The organism is Siccirubricoccus sp. G192, assembly GCF_019084075.1.
Lineage (GTDB): Bacteria > Pseudomonadota > Alphaproteobacteria > Acetobacterales > Acetobacteraceae > G192.
The window spans coordinates 3804892-3821775 of the sequence record NZ_JAHREN010000001.1 but is presented as its reverse complement, the minus strand read 5'-3'; the positions used below and the strand labels follow the sequence as shown (position 1 = coordinate 3821775).

General features: G+C 70.7%; 17 protein-coding genes and 2 pseudogenes. 4 read left to right on the top strand and 15 right to left on the bottom strand.

Annotated features, from left to right (window positions below; translation table 11 throughout):
* Positions 1-52 precede the first annotated feature (52 nt).
* Both KSF81_RS18425 and KSF81_RS18420 read right to left on the bottom strand, forming a co-directional pair.
* On the bottom strand, positions 53-1012 hold the full coding sequence (locus KSF81_RS18425; RefSeq protein WP_254453607.1) for a tripartite tricarboxylate transporter substrate binding protein: 960 nt from the start codon (positions 1010-1012) through the stop codon (positions 53-55).
* Positions 1013-1205: 193 nt separating this feature from the next.
* On the bottom strand, positions 1206-1376 hold the full coding sequence (locus tag KSF81_RS18420) for a hypothetical protein (RefSeq protein ID WP_217380214.1): 171 nt from the start codon (positions 1374-1376) through the stop codon (positions 1206-1208).
* A 168-nt stretch (positions 1377-1544) separates the two neighbouring features.
* On the opposite strand from KSF81_RS18420, the gene KSF81_RS18415 reads away from it, so the two are divergent.
* The gene (locus KSF81_RS18415) at positions 1545-1829 is read left to right on the top strand and encodes a hypothetical protein (protein ID WP_217380213.1); all 285 of its coding nucleotides are present in this window, start codon (positions 1545-1547) and stop codon (positions 1827-1829) included.
* Between the two features lie 2 nt (positions 1830-1831).
* Here KSF81_RS18415 and KSF81_RS18410 read toward each other — a convergent pair whose 3' ends face one another.
* From KSF81_RS18410 to ligD, 5 genes and pseudogenes are all read right to left on the bottom strand, one after another.
* On the bottom strand, positions 1832-3037 hold the full coding sequence (locus KSF81_RS18410; protein ID WP_217380212.1) for a thiamine pyrophosphate-dependent enzyme: 1206 nt from the start codon (positions 3035-3037) through the stop codon (positions 1832-1834).
* Positions 3025-3339 (bottom strand): thiamine pyrophosphate-binding protein, encoded by a 315-nt coding sequence (locus KSF81_RS29995; protein ID WP_254453606.1) that lies wholly within the window; start codon positions 3337-3339, stop codon positions 3025-3027. Before KSF81_RS29995 ends, KSF81_RS18410 begins: the two co-directional genes overlap by 13 nt.
* Positions 3340-3364: 25 nt before the next feature.
* Positions 3365-3514 (bottom strand): annotated as a pseudogene (locus KSF81_RS32305) (thiamine pyrophosphate-binding protein); the annotation flags it as partial.
* An 83-nt stretch (positions 3515-3597) separates the two neighbouring features.
* Positions 3598-4572: a S1C family serine protease gene (locus KSF81_RS18400; protein ID WP_217380210.1), complete on the bottom strand. Its 975-nt coding sequence runs from the start codon at positions 4570-4572 to the stop codon at positions 3598-3600.
* Between the two features lie 84 nt (positions 4573-4656).
* Complete coding sequence (gene ligD / locus KSF81_RS18395; RefSeq protein ID WP_217380209.1) at positions 4657-6090, bottom strand: non-homologous end-joining DNA ligase; 1434 nt, start codon at positions 6088-6090, stop codon at positions 4657-4659.
* A 113-nt stretch (positions 6091-6203) separates the two neighbouring features.
* Here ligD and KSF81_RS18390 point away from each other — a divergent pair, with 113 nt between their 5' ends.
* Positions 6204-6827 carry a NeuD/PglB/VioB family sugar acetyltransferase gene (locus KSF81_RS18390; protein WP_217380208.1) on the top strand — a complete coding sequence of 208 codons (624 nt, stop codon included), beginning with the start codon at positions 6204-6206 and terminating at the stop codon, positions 6825-6827.
* A gap of 39 nt (positions 6828-6866) precedes the next feature.
* Positions 6867-7322: a PaaI family thioesterase gene (locus KSF81_RS18385; protein WP_217380207.1), complete on the top strand. Its 456-nt coding sequence runs from the start codon at positions 6867-6869 to the stop codon at positions 7320-7322.
* A gap of 35 nt (positions 7323-7357) precedes the next feature.
* On the opposite strand, the gene KSF81_RS18380 is transcribed toward KSF81_RS18385, so the two are convergent.
* From KSF81_RS18380 to KSF81_RS18365, 5 genes and pseudogenes are all read right to left on the bottom strand, one after another.
* Positions 7358-8263, bottom strand: a complete 906-nt coding sequence (locus KSF81_RS18380; protein WP_217380206.1) for a fumarylacetoacetate hydrolase family protein — start codon at positions 8261-8263, stop codon at positions 7358-7360.
* 632 nt (positions 8264-8895) lie between these two features.
* Positions 8896-9144 carry a GTP-binding protein gene (locus tag KSF81_RS32300; RefSeq protein WP_375293373.1) on the bottom strand — a complete coding sequence of 83 codons (249 nt, stop codon included), beginning with the start codon at positions 9142-9144 and terminating at the stop codon, positions 8896-8898.
* 220 nt (positions 9145-9364) lie between these two features.
* Positions 9365-9916, bottom strand: a pseudogene (locus tag KSF81_RS32295) (CobW family GTP-binding protein); the annotation flags it as partial.
* On the bottom strand, positions 9913-10203 hold the full coding sequence (locus KSF81_RS18370) for a hypothetical protein (RefSeq protein ID WP_217380204.1): 291 nt from the start codon (positions 10201-10203) through the stop codon (positions 9913-9915). The gene KSF81_RS18370 and the pseudogene KSF81_RS32295, both read right to left, overlap by 4 nt.
* Complete coding sequence (locus tag KSF81_RS18365) at positions 10200-11630, bottom strand: amidohydrolase family protein (protein ID WP_217380203.1); 1431 nt, start codon at positions 11628-11630, stop codon at positions 10200-10202. The genes KSF81_RS18370 and KSF81_RS18365 overlap by 4 nt, the downstream gene beginning before the upstream one ends.
* A gap of 218 nt (positions 11631-11848) precedes the next feature.
* On the opposite strand from KSF81_RS18365, the gene KSF81_RS18360 reads away from it, so the two are divergent.
* Entirely contained in the window at positions 11849-12073 is a 225-nt protein-coding gene (locus KSF81_RS18360) for a hypothetical protein (RefSeq protein WP_217380202.1), read from the top strand.
* A 108-nt stretch (positions 12074-12181) separates the two neighbouring features.
* On the opposite strand, the gene KSF81_RS18355 is transcribed toward KSF81_RS18360, so the two are convergent.
* From KSF81_RS18355 to KSF81_RS18345, 3 genes are all read right to left on the bottom strand, one after another.
* The gene (locus tag KSF81_RS18355) at positions 12182-13249 is read right to left on the bottom strand and encodes a D-isomer specific 2-hydroxyacid dehydrogenase family protein (RefSeq protein WP_217380201.1); all 1068 of its coding nucleotides are present in this window, start codon (positions 13247-13249) and stop codon (positions 12182-12184) included.
* A gap of 142 nt (positions 13250-13391) precedes the next feature.
* Positions 13392-14528: a 2-methylaconitate cis-trans isomerase PrpF family protein gene (locus tag KSF81_RS18350; protein WP_217380200.1), complete on the bottom strand. Its 1137-nt coding sequence runs from the start codon at positions 14526-14528 to the stop codon at positions 13392-13394.
* 22 nt (positions 14529-14550) lie between these two features.
* A complete protein-coding gene (locus tag KSF81_RS18345; protein WP_217380199.1) occupies positions 14551-16869 on the bottom strand; it encodes a xanthine dehydrogenase family protein molybdopterin-binding subunit in 2319 nt (772 codons plus the stop codon).
* Positions 16870-16884: the final 15 nt, after the last annotated feature.

Here is a 16884-nt window from a genome sequence, read left to right as displayed (position 1 = left end):
GACCCAGCCCGATTGCTTCGCCTGCGTATCCAGCCGAGCCTCCCCGCCTGTATCAGTCGAGCTGCGCCCCGGAGGCGCGGACGATGTCGCGCCAGCGCGGGATCTCCGCTGTGATGAAGGCGCGGAACTCGGCCGGCGGCAAGGGCATCGGCTCCGCCCCCATGCCGGCGAGCCTTTGCCGCATGTCCCTGTCGGCCAGCACCGCCGCGACCTCCCGCGCCAGGCGCTCCACCGCCGCCGGTGGCGTGCCGCGCGGCGCGACGATGCCGAACCAGCCCGCCGTCTCGAAGCCGCTCACCCCCGCCTCGGCCATGGTCGGCACGTCAGGCAGGGCTGGCAGGCGCGCGGGGGTGGCGACGGCCAGCGCCCGGATCTGCCCGGACCGCACCTGCTCCACCACATTCGGCACCAGCTGGAAACTGGCATCGAGCCGGTCGCCGGTCATGTCCAGGATCACCGGCGGCACGGCGCGATAGGGCACATGCGTCAGGCGGAGGCCCGTGAGGTGTTCGAACTGCGTGCCCGCCAGGTGCTGGCTGCTGCCATTGCCGATGGAGCCATAGGTGACCTCGCCCGGCCGCGCCTTCGCATAGGCGATGAATTCCTGCACGCTGGTCGCCGGCAGCGCATTGCGCACCACCAGCATGTTCGGTACCCGCACCAGCCCGATGACAGGGTCGAAGTCGCGCAACGGATCATAGCCTAAGTTGCGGTACAGGGCGAGATTGGCGGCATGGGTGCCTGAGGAGGCCAGGCCGAAAGTGTAGCCATCCGGCTCCGCGCGCGCGACGTGCTCGGTGCCGATATTGCCGGCGGCGCCGCCGCGGTTGTCCACCACCAGGCGTTGGCCGAGCGGCCCTGCCAGCCGGTCCGATACCATGCGGGCGATGGCGTCGCTGATGCTGCCGGGCGGGAAGGGCACGACCAGCCGCACCGGCTTCGTCGGCCAATCCTGGGCCGTCGCCGGGGCGGCAAGCAACAGCAGCGCCAGCAGGCCATGAAGCATCCGCATTCCGGCAGCCTCCCTTGTATCCTTGGCACGGCCCCGCCCGTGGCCGGCGATGCTGGTCTTACCCGAACCGGCACGGCGCCGCTACGGCATCGCTTGCTCTCACGCTCACGCCGAGGTGACGGCGGTGAGTCGCTTCGTGGACCCCATCTTGGGGCTTGGCGCCAGCCAGAGGGCAGGGAACAACCATGACCGATCATGCAGTCCATTGCGCCGGGCCTGGGTTGCGGAGCCCGGTGCTGGCCGCCACGCTGCTCGCCGCCACGTTGCTGGCCGGCTGCGTCGCGGCGGGGCCGCCGGTGCCCTCCGTCACCCTGCCGCCCGACGCCGTGCAGGGCGCCGGCGACCCGACCCGGGCGGCAATCATCGGCACTGCCTATGCCTTCGGCAATCCTGCCAGCCTGGCAGGCCACCCGGCTGAAGCGGCGCAGGCGATCGCGCAATACGAATATCTGACGGTCGAAATCCCAACCGGCCCGCGCTGGGTTGGCTTCTCGCCGGTGGTCGGGCTTGAATTGCAGAAGGGTCGGGAGAGATGCACGCCGCGCTCGGCATCCCGCCTGCGGCGCCACCACAGGCGGTGGTGGATGCGCTCTACGCCGCCTCCCGCGCCCTGCGGGTCGGGGATACCATGGCGGCCGAGCGCATCCTGGCGCCGCCGCTCTTCACAGCCGGCGGCGGCGCGACGCTGCAACGGCTGGCGGCCCTGCCGCCGCTGCCAAGCGCGAATTTCGCCACCTCCCTGGCCGGCAGCGAGATGAACCGGCAGGACCAGGACGGCGGGCGCCGTGGCGGCGGCGGCTTCGGCAGGCGGTTCTGAGCTTATTCCGCCGCCTTCCGCGCATAGATGCCCATGGTGTTGTAGGGCGCATAGGGCGGGAAGGCGCCGATCGCGGTCATGTCCACCTCGATCAGCGAGGGGCCGGGCGTCGCCACCGCCTTCGCCACGGTGGCGGCCAGGTCCTCGGCGCGGGAGACGCGGAAGGCGGGCAGCCCCGCCACCGCCGCGAGCTTCTGGAAATCCGGTCCCTGCAGGTCGCCGAAGAACATGCGGCCGTCCTGCAGCGCCCCCTGGATATGCTTGATGACGCCATAGCCGCGGTCGTTCATCACCATCACCACCAACTCGGCACGTTCCTGCACGGCGGTCCAGAGCTCGGTCTGGTTCAGCGCGAAGCCGCCATCGCCGACCATGGCGACGGTCTTGCGGCCCCCTCCCGCCATTGCCGCGCCGATGCCCATGGGCAGGCCCGGCCCGATCGCCGCACTGATCGGGTGCACCGCATCGCGCGGGCCGAGCACCGGGAACACCCGGTTGCCCCAACTGCTGTTGCTGATGGTGATGTCGCGCACCCAGAGCGCATCGCGCGGCAGGGCGCCACGCAGCGCCGCCGGAAATTCGGCATAGGGGCCGAGGGTGTCGCAGTATTCCGCCACCGCGCGGCGCTTGGTTGACTGGAACTCGTCGGCGAAGGCGGGATCGACCGCCATGCGGCCCTTCAGCCGCTTCGCCAGCCCCGCCATCACCAGGCCCGCATCGCCGCAGACGAAGGCGGTATTGGCATAGGTGCGGCCATTGGCGCGCGGGTCCACATCCACATGGATCAGCGTCTGAGGCAGCTTCAGGGAGAAGTCCATCGTCTCATGGCCGCGCAGCCGGCTGCCGACCACGAGCATGGCATCCACGGACCGGTAGAATTCCTGGATGCGCGGCGCGCCATTGCCCTGCAAGCCGCCGAAGCTCATCGGATGGTCTTCCGGGATGATGCCGCGGCCATTCCAGGAGTTCACGGCGCCGAAGCCGAGATCGAGCAGCGCCATGGCCTCCGCCCGCGCCGATTTCGCGCCATTGCCGAGCCAGAGCATGGGCCGCTTCGCCCGCAACAGGATCTCCGCCGCCTCGTCCAGCGCAGCCTCGGAGGGCGGCAGGGGCGGCGGCACCGGCAGCACCAGCGTGTCGAGCAGGGAGGGGCGGGGGATCACGGTGCGCTGGATGTCGATCGGCACCTCGACGCTCACCGGTCCCATGGGGGGGGCGTCAGCGCCAGGGTCGCCGCGCGGGTCAGCACGCCCAGCGCCTCCTGGGCCGAGCGGATGCGGAAGGCGGATTTGCACACGGCCGCAAGCATCGCCGTCTGGCCGGGCACGTCATGCACCGTGCCCATGTCGCGGTCGATGAACTTCGTTGCCGTCTGGCCGGTGATGTGCAGCACCGGGCTGCCCGCGAATTGCGCCTCCACCAGCCCCGGCACGGTATTCGCGGCCCCCGGCCCGGTGGAGGAGAACATCACGCCGAGATGGCCGGAGATGCGGGCATACGCATCCGCCATATGCGCGCCCCCCCATCTCGCCGCGCGCCATGACGTAGCGGATGGCGTTGCGCCGCCCGATCCCGTCCAGCATCGGGATGTTGTGGACCGAGACGATGCCGAAGCAGGTGGTGACCCCGATGCGCGACAGGAATTCCGCCACCAGGTCGCCGACATTGTAATTGCTGTCCGTCATCCTCTCCCCCGATTTCCTGTTTGGCTCTCTGGCCGGTCGGGGCAGTCTGGCACAGGCGGCGGCGGTTGCATCCCCCTCGGGATTCAGTGCAGCCGGGGTGCCTTCAGGAAGGCGCGGCGGTCGATCGAGGTCACCACCAGCTCGCGCGGGCTTGCCTCCCGGCCGATGGTCAGCCGCAGCCTGGTGCCGGCGCTGCCCGAGGCCCAGACCGCGCGCCACAGCCCGGCCAGGTCGCTGATGCGGGTGCCGCCTACCGCCAGCACCCGGTCGCCCTCCTGCAGCCCGGCCTTCTGCGCCGGCCCGCCGCGCGCCATGGAACTGGCGATGACGCCCTTCTCATCCTCGGTGGCATAGAGGCCGAGCCAGGGTCGGGCCGGGCGGTTCGGCCTGCCATAGGCCAGCATGTCCTCCAGCACCGGCGGCAGCAGGCTGGCCGGCACCACCATGTTGAGGTCGACCCGCTTGCCCTTGCCGTCCTGCTGCTGCATCACCAATGAGCCGATGCCGAGCAGCCGGCCATCGCCGCCGATCAGCCCCGCCCCGCCCCAGGAGGGATGCGCGGGGGCGGTGAAGATCGCCTCCTCCAGCATGTATTCCCAATAGCCGGCGAATTCCTGCCGCGCCGCCACGGTGCAGCGCAGCGCGTGCTTGCGGCCGCCGGCGCTGGCCAGCACCGCGGTATCGCCCGGCTGCGGCGCCTCGCCGGTCTCCACGGGCAGGGCCGGCAGGTCGAGCCGGCCCAGCGCCTGGATCAGCCCGAAGCCGGTCTCGAAGTCATGGCCGAGCGCATGGCCCTGCACCACCCGCCCGTCATGGGTGGTGAGCCAGATCGTCTCCGCTTCAGTGACAATATAGCCGATCGTGGCGATCAGCCCATCCGGCCGGATCACCACGCCGCTGCCGATCCGCTCGGTGCCGAGGGTCTGGGCGGTGAAGGCATCGGCCGGCACCATGGCCTTCACCGCCACGATGGAGCGGAGCGCCCGGTCCAGGTCGAAGCCAAGCTCGGCCGGGTTCGGCTGAAGTTCGTTCGGGATCTCCCATTCGCTGGTCGCCATGCCTTCCTGTCCGCTCCGGCGGTGGGGTGGTCTTGCCATGAATATCGGCTGGGAACGCGGCTGCGCCAACGCCGGATGCAGGATTCAGGCGCCGAGCCGTCGCAGCAGCGCCTTGGTAAGCGGTCTTGCCGCCGCCGCAAACCCCTCCCATGGATCGGCGCCGCGCAACCGGGCCGGAGCGGAGCGGAGCGTGAAGGCGCGCGGGTCCAGCCCCGCCGCCACCTCCGCCCAGTCCAGCGGCATAGCCACCGTAGCGCCGTTGCGCGCACGGGGGGACCAGCCGGCGATGGCGGTGGCCAGTCGGTCGTTGCGGAGATAGTCGAGGAAGATCCGTCCCTCCCGCACCTCCCGCACCGGGCTGGTGGTGTAGCGGCCGGGCTGCGCCGCTGTCGCAGCCTCGCAGATCATTCGGGCCAGGGCCTTGGCTTCCGCCCAACCGGCGCGGGGCTGCAGCGGCACCACCACATGCAGCCCCTTGCCGCCGGTGGTGCGGCAGAAGGGGACCAGGTCCAGCGCCGCCAGCCGCTGCCGCAACTCCTGAGCCGCGGCAATTACGGCGGCGAAGGGGAGGCCAGGGGCGGGGTCGAGGTCGAGCACCAGCCGGTCTGGCCGCTCGAAATCCCGGGCGGTCGAGCCGGTCGGGTGGATTTCCAGCACATTGGCCTGGGCCAGGGCGCGCAGCCCCTCGGCATCCGCGACGCCGAGATAGGGGCGGGACTCGCCAGGCAGGGGCAGGCTCTGCACCGCGGCGCCGAAGACCGCGGCCGGGTGGCGCTGCACGAAGCGCGGGCCGGAAAGGCCGCGCGGCGCCCGCACCAGGGTCAGCGGCCGCCCGGTGATCTGCGGCAGCAGGCGCGGCGCCACGGCCACCATGTAGTCCGCCAGATCCTGTTTGGTGATGCCATCCTCCGGCCAGAGCGGCCGGTCCGGATGGGTCAGCACCACCGGCGCCGCCGGCTTCGCGCGGGTCCGCGCCGGGCGGGGCTTGGGTTCGGGGGCGGCTTCTGCGGCCGCGTCCCGGCCCTTCACCAGCATCCAATTGTGCCGCTTCGCTCCGGGCTTTTCGCGCATCCGCAGCAGGTGCCAGGCGCCGTGGAGCCGCTCGCCCTCCAGCGTGAAATCCAGCCGCCCCGCCTCCAGCCCGGCCCGCGCCGCCGCGACCGAAGGTGGCTGCCAGGTGCCGCTGTCCCAGATCTCGACCTTGCCGGCGCCACAATTGCCGGGCGCGATCTCGCCCTCGAATCCGGCATAGTCGAGCGGGTGGTCCTCCACTTCCACCGCCAGGCGCCGCACCGCGGGGTCGAGGCTCGGCTCCTTGGTCACCGCCCAGGATTTCAGCACGCCATCCAGTTCCAGCCGCAGGTCCCAGTGCAGCCGGCGCGCCGCATGGCGATGCACCACGAAGCGCAGCGCCCGGGCCCGGCTGCGCCTCGGCGTTGCGCCCTGCGGTTCGGCGGTGCGGGCGAAGTCGCGCTTCGCGTGGTAGCGGTCCAGCGGGGTCTGCTGCGGTGATGGCATGGCCGCGTAACAACGCGGCATGGTCGGGCGGGTTCGATGGCCCGGGGAATGCCGGCAGGGGATGACGGCGCCGGGCCGATCCGGCAGCATCCGGGCGGAGCAGGGGGGGGCTGATGGCGGAACGGCTGGTGATCCTGGGTGCCGGCGGGCATGGCCGCGCGGTGATCGAGTTGCTGCGCGACCTCGGCGGGCCGGAGCCCGTGGGGCTGGTCGATGCGGCGCCGGGCGCCGGGGCGATGCTCGGCCTGCCGATCCTCGGCACCGAGGCCGCGCTGCCGGGCCTGCTGGCGGCGGGGGTGCGGCTGGCCTGCATCGCGATCGGCGACAATGCGGCGCGGGCGGCGGCGGCGGCGCGGCTGACGGAGCTTGGCTTCGTCCTGCCGGCGCTGCTGCATCCTTCCGTCATCCGCGCCGGCAGCGCGGTGGTGGGTGCGGGGGCCGTGGTGCTGCCGCGGGTGGTGCTCGGCGCCTGCGTGCGGGTGGCGCTGCTCGCCATCGTCAATACCGGGGCGATCCTGGAGCATGACGTGGTGCTGGGCGAAGCCGCGCATTGCGGCCCCGGCGCGGTGCTGGCCGGTGGCGTCCGGGTGGGCGCGCGCGCCCTGATCGGCGCCGGCGCCGCCTGCAAGCCCTATGCCTGCATCGGCGAGGGCGCGGTGGTCGGCACCGGCGCGGCGGTGACGCGGGATGTGGCGCCGGGCGCCGTGGTGGGCGGGGTGCCGGCGCGGGTGCTATGAGCACGCGCCGGCGGGAATGCGGAAGGAAAGACGGACAGCATGGATGGAGTGAGGATGGCCGAGGCCATGCGCGAGGGCCGAAGGGAGGCCCTGGTGCCCGAAGGCTTCGTGCCGCGGCCGGTCAGCGGCGGCTTCCTGCGGGCGGCCGGGCCGCTCTGGACCCGCCCCGGCGAGGATGGCAGCCGCTTCGGCCTGCTGGTGCAGGAGCAGCATTGCAACGGCATGGACATGTGCCATGGCGGGATGCTGGCGACACTCGCCGATGTCGTGCTGGGCATCGGCGGGCTGGAGCGGGCGGGCCTCAGCGGCTTCTTCACCACCATCAGCCTGAACAACGACTTCCTGGCGCCGGTCCCGCTTGGCGCCTGGGTGGAAGCCAGGGTGGAACTGCTGAAGCTCACCCGGACCATGATGTTCGTGCAGGGCGTCTTCACCGTGGCGGGCAAGCCGGTGCTGCGCTCGAGCGGCGTGTTCCGGCTGCCGCGCCAGGTGTAATGGCGGGGGCGGCATGGTGCCGCCCCCGACTTTCCTCAGCCCTCGGCCCGCACCGTATTGCGCAGCCGGCCGATGCCGTCGATCTCGCATTCGACCACATCGCCCGGCTTCAGGGTCTGCGGCGGCTGCATGGCATAGCCGACGCCCTCCGGCGTGCCGGTGATGATGACGTCGCCGGGCTTCAGGGTGAAGCCGAGCGAGAGCTGGTGGATGATCTCCTTCACGTCGAAGATCATCTTGCTGGTATGGCTGTCCTGGCGCTTCTCGCCATTCACGAAGCAGCGGATGCCGGTGTTCAGCGCGTCCAGCTCATCCGCCGGGACGATCCAGGGGCCGAGCGGGCAGGAGCGGTCGAGCGACTTGCCCTTGAACCACTGGCCGTAGCGGCGCTGCAGGTCGCGTCCGGTCACGTCGTTGCCGATGCTCCAGCCGAAGACATGGTCGAGCGCCTGGTCCTTCGGGATGTCGCGGCCTTCCCTGCCGATGATGGCGGCGAGCTCCACCTCATAGTCCAGCCACTTGGTCACACCGTCATGCGCCGGGATCCAGTCCTCATGGGCGATGACGGTATCGGGGGCCTTGGTGAAGAATTGCGGGAATTTCGGCAATTCGGGATTGGTGATGCCGCGGGTGCGGTCGCCCTCCGCCACATGGTCCATGTAATTGCGGCCGACGCAGAAGACATTGCGGCGGGGGCGCGGGATCGGCGCCAGCAGCCGCGCCGCGCCGGCATCGAGCACCGCGCCGGCGGGCGGGTTGGCGGCCAGCGCCTTGACCGCCGCGAGCACCGAGGGGCCGCCCTCGATCAGCGCCAGCATATCCGCGGTGCGGCCGGCCAGCGCGGCGCCGCCGGCGGCGGTGAGGTCGAGCAGGCGGCCGCCCTCCAGCATGGCGCCGAGGCGCTGGCCCTTGGCATCGGCGAAGGTGACGAGTCTGGTCATTGCAGGCTTTCCCCCCAGGGGTGTTCAGGCCGGCGCAGCGGAGCGCGGTTGCGGGGTGCTGGCAAGCCCCTGCGGCGGTGGGGGAATGCTTGCGCCAGGTCGAAGGCCGGAAACGCCCGCGGAACAGCGCGATTGCGCCATGCCCCGGGGCTCGTCCGAGCGTCCGCCGGATGCGGATGCCCGCCACGCACGATTCGCCATGCTGCCGGCCGGGCCGGCTCGCGTCCTACCCCGCCGGATCGATGTCCTGGTTCACCCGGAACAGGTTCCCCGGATGGTAAGTCCGCTTCACCGCGACGAGCGGTCGTAATTCTCGCCATGAGAGGCCTTGATGCGGTCCTGGCCCCCGTCGTCAGGCATGAAATTCGCGTAATCACCGCCGGGGTTGTGCGAATGCACGGCGTTCAAGGAGAAGGGCGGGCGCGCGCGGAGCGGGCCCGCCTCGCCTTCAGCTAAATCGGCTGCGATGTGGGGTCCTTCAATCCGCTGCTCGATGCACTACCGGTGGTTATCCATGCGCCTGGCTAGGCCGGCAGCACCGGCTGGGCGGGCCAGTTGATCCGCGCGGCCCTCGACGAGAGCCGCGCCGGGCAGCCATGCGCTGAGCCGAGGTGCCGCCACGCAGCCCGGCGTCAGGTGGCCTGCCGTGCCGTCTCCTCCGCCACCTCGGCCTCGATCGCGGCCAGCAGCCGGGCCGGGAAATGCCGCGGAATTCCCTGGCCGATCAACATGATGCGGCTGCGGCGGTCGGCGGAGGGCCAGGCTTCCAGCCATTCCGGCGGATGCACGACATGCTGGATGGCATGGATCGCGGCCGGCCGCTCCGGCGCCTCGGCGATCCGCACCAGCCCCTTGAGCCGCAGCAGCCGTGCCCCCCGCATGTTCCGCCAACCCCTGCATCCAGAGCGTCAGCGCCAGGGCCGGAATTGGCGCCTCGCGTTCGAGCGAGATTGCGGCGAGCCCGGTGCTGTGCCGCGCGGCATGGCCCGCCTGCTCCAGCCAGGCGGCCAGCGCGGCCGGGTCCGCGGCGTGCTGGCCGGGGGCGAAGAGCCAGTCCGGCGGCACCGCGCCCTGCACCGCGCTGCGGAGGGGCGCGGTGCCGTTGAGGGTGCGCAGCCTGGCCTTCAGCGCGGCGTGGTCCGAGGCCAGATCAGGCTTGGTCAGCAGGATTCGGTCGGCGAGCATCGCCTGGCGGGCCGCTTCCGGGTGCCGGTCCAGCGCCGCGCCGCCATGCAGCGCATCTACCAGCGTCACCACGGCATGCAGCCGGTGCGTCGCGGCCACCGCCGCATCCGTCATCAGCGCGTGCAGGATGGGGGCCGGGTCGGCGAGGCCCGAGGTTTCGACCAGCACCCGCGCATAGGCCGGCACCTCGCCCGCCGCGCGCCGCCGCCGCAGGTCCAGCAGGGTCGCGGTGAGGTCGGAGCGCACCACGCAGCAGAGGCAGCCGGTCGAGACGCTGAGCAGCATCTCCTCGCTGGCGGCGATGAGGTCGTGGTCCAGCGCGATCTCGCCGAACTCGTTCACGATCACCGCGCTGTCGGCGTAGCCGGGATCGCGGAGCACCTGACGCAGCAGCGTGGTCTTGCCGGCGCCGAGGAAGCCGGTGACGATAGCAATGGGAAGGCGCGCCTCCGGCGCGACGGGTATCATGCCTCGGGCAGTGCCACCCGCAGGCGCCGCGCCTCGCCCTCGCCGGCGCCCACGGCATTCCGCAACCCGCGCAGCAGGCCGAGAACCGAGGTGCAGGGCCGCCGCTGCCCCGGCCGTTCCAGCCACCAGCGCAGTGGGCGCTCGGCCGGGGCGGCGGGTTGGATGCGCAGCGGCGTGCCGTCCGGCGCGACCAGCACGACACCCTCATCGGCGACCGTGACGCGGCCGGGCACGCCCCAGAGCGCCAGGCTATCGGCAACCAGGTCGCGCAGTTCCGGCGGAGTCACAAGGCGGCGCCGGCGCGGATCTCGTCCGGCACACGGCGGTGCAGCCATTGGCCGCCACGCTCGTCGCCGACCCAGCGTTCATTCTCCACCATGACCTTTCCGCGCAGGATGGTCATGGCGGGCCAGGCCGTCACCTCGCGGCCTTCCCAAGGGGTATAGTCGCTCTCATGCAGGGCCTCGGCCCGCACCTGGCGCCTCAGCCCGGGGTCGAGGATGCAGATATCGGCATCCGAGCCTGGCGCGATGGCGCCCTTCCGTGGATACAGCCCCATGATCCGCGCCGCATTGGTGGAGACCAGGTCGACGAAGCGCCGCAGCGAATAGCCGCGCCGGCCAACCATCTCGGAATACATCACCGCGACCCGCGGCTCGACACCGGAATTGCCGCCGGTGGTGTCGTCGATCCGCTTGCCTTGGGTCTTCACCGCCAGGCTGCAGCAGAGTTCATCGGTGGCGACGCAATTGATGGCGCCGTCCAGGGTGCCACGCCACAATTCATCCTGGTCTGCCTGCGATTTCAGCGAAGGGTAGGTGTGGTAGATCTGCCCGTTCGGGCGTTTGTAATCCTCCTGCGTATAGAGCATGTACTGGTGCAGGGACTCGCCATAGATCGGCAGGTTGCGGGCCCGCGCCTCGCGGATGGCGCGCACGCCGTTGCCGGCCGAGACATGCATCATGTAGAGCGCGGTGCCTGGCACATGCTCCGCCAGGCGCAGCACGCGGCGGAAGGAGAGGTCTTCCGAGAGGGTATTGTGCACCTCCGCCATGTTCTCGAAGCCGGCGCGGCTCTCGCGGAACAGCTTGGCATACATGTGCATGACGATGTCGTTGTCCTCGGCATGGATGACGCCGAGGCCGCCCTTGCGCGACAGCATCTGGAAGACTTCCCAGATATCGCCGAAATCCACCATGCGCCCCTTGCGGGAGGGTGTGATGTCGGTGGTGAAGATCTTCACCGTGGGATGCCCGGCCTCGATTGCCTCGGCCAGTTGGGCGGGAAGCTCGGGCGGCAGGTCGCCTTCCACCATGGTGTGCAGCGCCCAGTCGCAGGCGCAGCCATCCGCGCGCCAGGCGGCCATGCGCGCCTCGATGGCGCCCTGCACGCTATGGCCATGGGTCCAGCGGGTGAAGTCGATGAGGGTGGTGGTGCCGCCGTGGAGCGCCGCCCTGCCCACCACCGAGGGCCCCTGGGTGCTGCCCACCGAACCATCCGGGTTCGGCACCGGCCAGAGGCAATGCGTATGCGGATCGATCCCGCCAGGGATCACGACCTTGCCCACGGCATCCACCAGCCGCGCCCCGGCCGAGAGCGGGAAGGCACCACGCGCCGCCACCGCCACCACCTTGCCGCCGGCGATGGCGATATCCGCCGGACCGGCCGCATGCGGCGTGACCACGCAATCCCCGGTGATGACCATGTCCACCATCGCCGATCCCTTCCCCGTTCCGCACCATCAAGGGTGCGCCGCGGTGGTGGGAGAGGCAAGATGCGCCGGCTTGATCCCGAACCTGTTGCGCTCGGATTGTCAGGCGTGGTGCGGACTGGGGAATGCCGGGTGGGGTCGGGCGCTTGGTGCTTCCCGCCTGGCGCCCCATCTTCCCCTGACGACCAGACGCGGCCAGCATGGGAAGGAGGCGACACCCTATGAAACGACGTGCCGTGAGAATTGGGCTGCTGGTGCTGCCGGTGCTGCTCCTGCTCGGATTTGCCGTCTACGCGGCTTGGACCGCCTGGAACGCGGCAGGGGATACGGAGGTGGGCGGCCATGGCATTGTGGCCATGGTGCTCGGTGTGCTCCTCACCATGGCGCTTACCGGCGTGCTGGTTGGATTGCTGCTCTATAGCCGGAGACATGGCTACGATCGGTAGGTGCCGGCCATGCCGGGCCAGGCATGCCTGCCAGCGAATCTCAGCGGGCGTGCCACCCCGACAGCCGCGCAGCTTACGGCATGGATGCGAGGCGCCTGGCCGGCGCAGCTAGGTTGCCATGGGCCGCCCGAAAGCCGCGGCCCAGCGTTCGGCGAAGCGCGGCACGACCGCCGGATTGATCACCCGCGGCGGCAGCCTGCCATTCGCCGCATCGGCGAAGGCCAGCGCCGCGATACGGGTGATGTTGGAGCGGCTTTCATGGGTCACGCCGGCGGTGTGCTGCGTCACGATCACATTCGGCATGTTCAGCAGGGGATGGTCGGGCGGCGGCGGTTCCTGCTCCCAGACATCGAGGCCGGCGGCGGCGATGTGGCCGGAGGCGAGGGCGGCGTGCAGCGCGGGCTCGTCATGGATATTGCCGCGGGCGGTGGTGACGAAGATCGCGCCCTTGCGCATCTGCGCGAAGGAGCCGGCATTCATCAGGTCGCGGCTGTCCGGCGTCAGGGGAAGGTGCAGGCTGACCACGTCGCTCTCGGCCAGCAGCCGCGGCATCTCCACCTTCTCGGCGCCGCGCGCGGCGATGGTCGCGGCATCGAGATAGAGATCGCAGGCCAGGACCGGGCAGGAGAAGGCCAGCCGCACGATCTCGGCGACGCGGGTGCCGACATTGCCGATGCCGACGATCCCCACGGTCCGCCCGCGCAGCTCCCGCCCCATCAGCGCGTTGCGGTCGCGCGCCTGGCCGGCGCGCATCGCCGCCTGCGCTTCCGGCATGCGCTTCAGCAGCGCCAGCATCATGCCGACGGCATGTTCCGCAACCCCCTCCGCGTTGCCGCCGGCCTGGTTCACCAACAGCACGCCTGCCGCCGTGCAGGCCGCCGGGTCCACCGTGTCATAGCCGGCGCCCGTGCTCCCCACCATCAGCAGATCAGGCAACCTGGCCAGGAGCGCCGCATTGACATGGAAGGGCTTCGGCAATTCGTCGCGGGAGGCCATGACGTAATAGGCGTCGCAAGCCGCCAGCGCCTCGATCACCGCCGCTTCCGGCTGGTCCAGCGGAATGCGGACCACCTCCATCTCCGGATGCTGCGCCGCGGTCTCCAGGAAGGAGGGATGCGGCACATGCGAGAGATAGCCGACGCGGAAGCGGCGGGCCGGGGCCTCATTGGCAGGCATGGCGGGGTCCTTTCCAGGGAATTCCTGCGGCTTGTATCGCGGGCCGGCACAGGCGGGAACCCGCGCCGTGCAGGGAGGCGGGGAATGCCCATGAGGACGCTGCTGCTCCCGCGCCGCTTCCCGGAGGTGCTGGGATTCCGGGCTAGAAATTCACCGCCACCTCTCCCTGCATCAGCCGGCGCGCGGTGCGGAACACCACCGCGCTCTCGGCAAGCCAACCGGCATTGTCCCGCCGTACTTCCGCACCCACCGTCAGCGTGCCGGAAGGATGGGCGACGCGGATTTCCTCCGGCCGCGCGCCCGGCCTTGCCAGGGCATGCGGGATGCTGCCGGTGATGCGGCAGGCGACGGCCAGGCCCATGGCGCCGGTCATTGGCACGGCGCGGTGCGGCCTTTCCATGGACAGCATGCGCACGGTGATGTCGTGGCCGGCCGGGTCCAGCACCTGCCCGTCCAGCCTGCGCGCGGCCAGCGGCCCGGCCACCAGCGCCACGCGCGGGCTGGCGAGGCCCACCGCCTCGGGTGCTGCGGCCAGGCCCATGGCCACCCCGGCGGCGCGGCGGATGCGGTCGAGCAGTGCCATCAGCGCGGCATCGGCCTCGATCGCCTCGGGAGATTCCGCGCCGGTGAGGCCGAGATCGGCGGCGGCCACGAAGACCGCCGGATTGGCGGCATCCACCAGCGTCGCGCGAAGGCGGCCGATCCCCTCCACCTCCAGCATATCCACCACATGGCCGGTCGGCAGCAGCGCCTCGGTCTGGGTGCCGCCGGGCGAGAGAAAATCCAGCCGGATGCGCGCCCCGGTGCCGGAAACCCCGGCGATGGCGAAATCGCCGCGCACCTCCGCACGCCCATCCCGCACCGGGAAGCGCGCATGAATGAGCTTCCGCGTATTCACCTGGTGGATGCGGACCAGAGCCTCGCCATCGGCAACGCGCACCAGCCCTTCATCCACGGCGAAGGGGCCGACCGCGGAGGAGAGATTGCCGCAATTGCCCTTCCAGTCCACCACCGGCCGGTCCACCGCCACCTGCGCGAAGGTATAGTCCACATCCGCCTCGGGATGCGTCGGCGGCCCGATGATGACGCCCTTGGAGAGCGAGGAGATCCCGCCGCCCATGCCATCCAACTGCCGCCCATAGGGGTCCGGGCTGCCCAGCACCGAGAGCAGGATGCGGTCCACCGCGGCGCGCTCGGCCGGGAGGTCCCGGGCATGGAAGAACACGCCCTTGGAGGAGCCGCCGCGGATGAAGGCGGCCGGGATGAAAGCCTGATTCATGGCGCATCTCCGATGCGACGGCTCATGCCGCCCGCCGCTGCCCGGCCAGCACCCGCCACACCTTCTCCGGCGTCACCGGCATGTCGATATGCGCGACCCCCAGCGCATCGCAGATGGCGGAAACCACGGCCGGCGGCGCGCCGCAAGCGCCGCCCTCGCCGGCACCCTTCACGCCGAGGTCGTTGTTCGGGCAGGGCACCACGTTGAAGCCGAGGTCGAAGCTTGGCGCATCCGAGGCACGCGGCATGCAGTAATCCTGGAAGGTGGCGGTCAGGAACTGGCCGCTCTCCCGGTCATAGACCGCGTGTTCCAGCAGTGCCTGGCCGATGCCGGACATGATGCCGCCATGGGATTGCCCGTGCACCAGCATGGGGTTGATGACATTCCCCACATCATCCACGGCGGCATAGCGGGTGATCTCCACCTGGCCGGTTTCCTCGTCGATCTCCACCTCCGCCACATGGCAGCCATTCGGGAAGTTGCATTCGGTATTGCGGGTATAGAGAAGCTGCTCGTCGAGGCCGGGACTCTCGCCTTCCGGCGGGTTCCGCGCCAGTTCCAACACCCGGTCCCAGCCGGTCTGCAGATCGGTGCCGGCGACGCGGAAGGTGCCGTCCTGGAATTCCACGTCATCGACGCCGGCTTCCAGCAGATGCGCCGCCAGCCGCCGCCCCTTGGCGATCACCAGTTCCGAGGCGCGGGCGATCGCCACGCCGCCCATCTGCGAGGAGCGTGAGCCGCCGGTGCCGCCGCCCTTCTCCACCACCTCGGTATCGCCCTGGATGAAGCGCACCCGGTCGAAGGGGATGCCGAGCTTGTGGTGCAACACCTGCGCGAAGGCCGTCTCATGCCCCTGACCATGGCTGAAGGTGCCGACGGTGAGTGCCACCGTCCCGTCCGGCTCGAAGCGCACCCGCGCCCATTCGCTGGGCTGGCCACCCGAAGCTTCGATGAAATAGCCGATGCCGATGCCGCGCCGCTTGCCACGCCGCGCGGCCTCCGCCCGCCGCGCCGCGAAGCCGTTCCAATCGGCGAGGCGCAGCGCCATGTCCTGGGTCTCGGCGAAATGCCCGCTGTCGATCGGATTGCCGGCGGCATTGGTATAGGGGATCTGCTCCGGCCGGATGTAGTTGCGCCGCCGGATCTCGTCGCGGTTGAGGCCGAGGGCCAGCGCCGCCTGGTCCAGCAGCCGTTCCAGTACATAGGCCGTCTCCGGCCGCCCGGCGCCGCGATAGGCATCGGTGGGGGAGGTATTGGTGAAGACGCAGCGCACCTGCGCGTTCAGCGCCTGGATGTCATAGACGGTCCCGTTGATACGGCCGCCGGCCACGGTCGGGATGCGCGGGCCGAAATCCTGCAGGTAGGCGCCCATGGCGGCGAAGGTGCGGATCTTCACGCCCAGGATCCTGCCCTGCTCGTCGAGCGCCATTTCCGCCTTGGTCACGTGGTCACGGCCATGCGGGTCGCACATGAAAGTCTCGCTGCGGCCGCTCAGCCATTTCACGGGCCGGCCGACCCGCTTCGCCGCCCAGAGCACCATGCCGCTTTCCGGGTGCACCTTGCCGCGCAGGCCGAAGCCGCCGCCGACATCGGGGGAGATGACCCGCAGCTTCTCGTTCGGCACCTTCAGGATCAGCTTGGCCAGCATGTCCCGCACCCGGATCACCCCCTGGGTCGGGGAATGCAGGGTGTAGCGCCCCGTCGCAGCGTCGTATTCGCCGATCGCCACGCGCGGCTCCATCGGGTTGCCGACCAGACGGTTGTTCACCAGCTCGATGGATACCGTGCGGGCGGCGCGGGCGAAGGCCTCCTCCGCCTCCTGCTCCCGGCCGCTGTCCCAATGGACGCAGAGGTTGCTGCCATGCTCCTCCCAGAGCACCGGCGCATCGGGGTCGAGCGCCGCGGCGGTATCGGTGACGCTTGGCAGGATGTCGTAATCCACCATCACCAGCTCGGCCGCGTCCTGCGCCTCGGCGCGGCTTTCCGCCACCACCAATGCCACGGGGTCGCCGACGAAGCGGACCTTCTTCGTCTGCAGCATCTCGCGCGGGGTCGGGAAGAGGGTGCTGCCGTCCTTGCCCGGCACCTCCACCATGACAGGGAAGTGGCCGATGCCATCGGCATTCGCATCCTGCCCGGTCAGCACCGCGACCACGCCCGGCGCCTCCCGTGCCGCCGCGGTATCAATCGAGAGGATGCGGGCATGGGCGTGCGGCGAGCGGAGGACGAAGGCATGGGCCTGGTTCGGGCGGTGGATATCGTCGGTATAGGTGCCGCCGCCGGTCAGCAGCCGCACATCCTCCTTGCGCCGAACCGGCTGGCCGATCCCGAATTTATCCATGGCGCCAATTTCCCC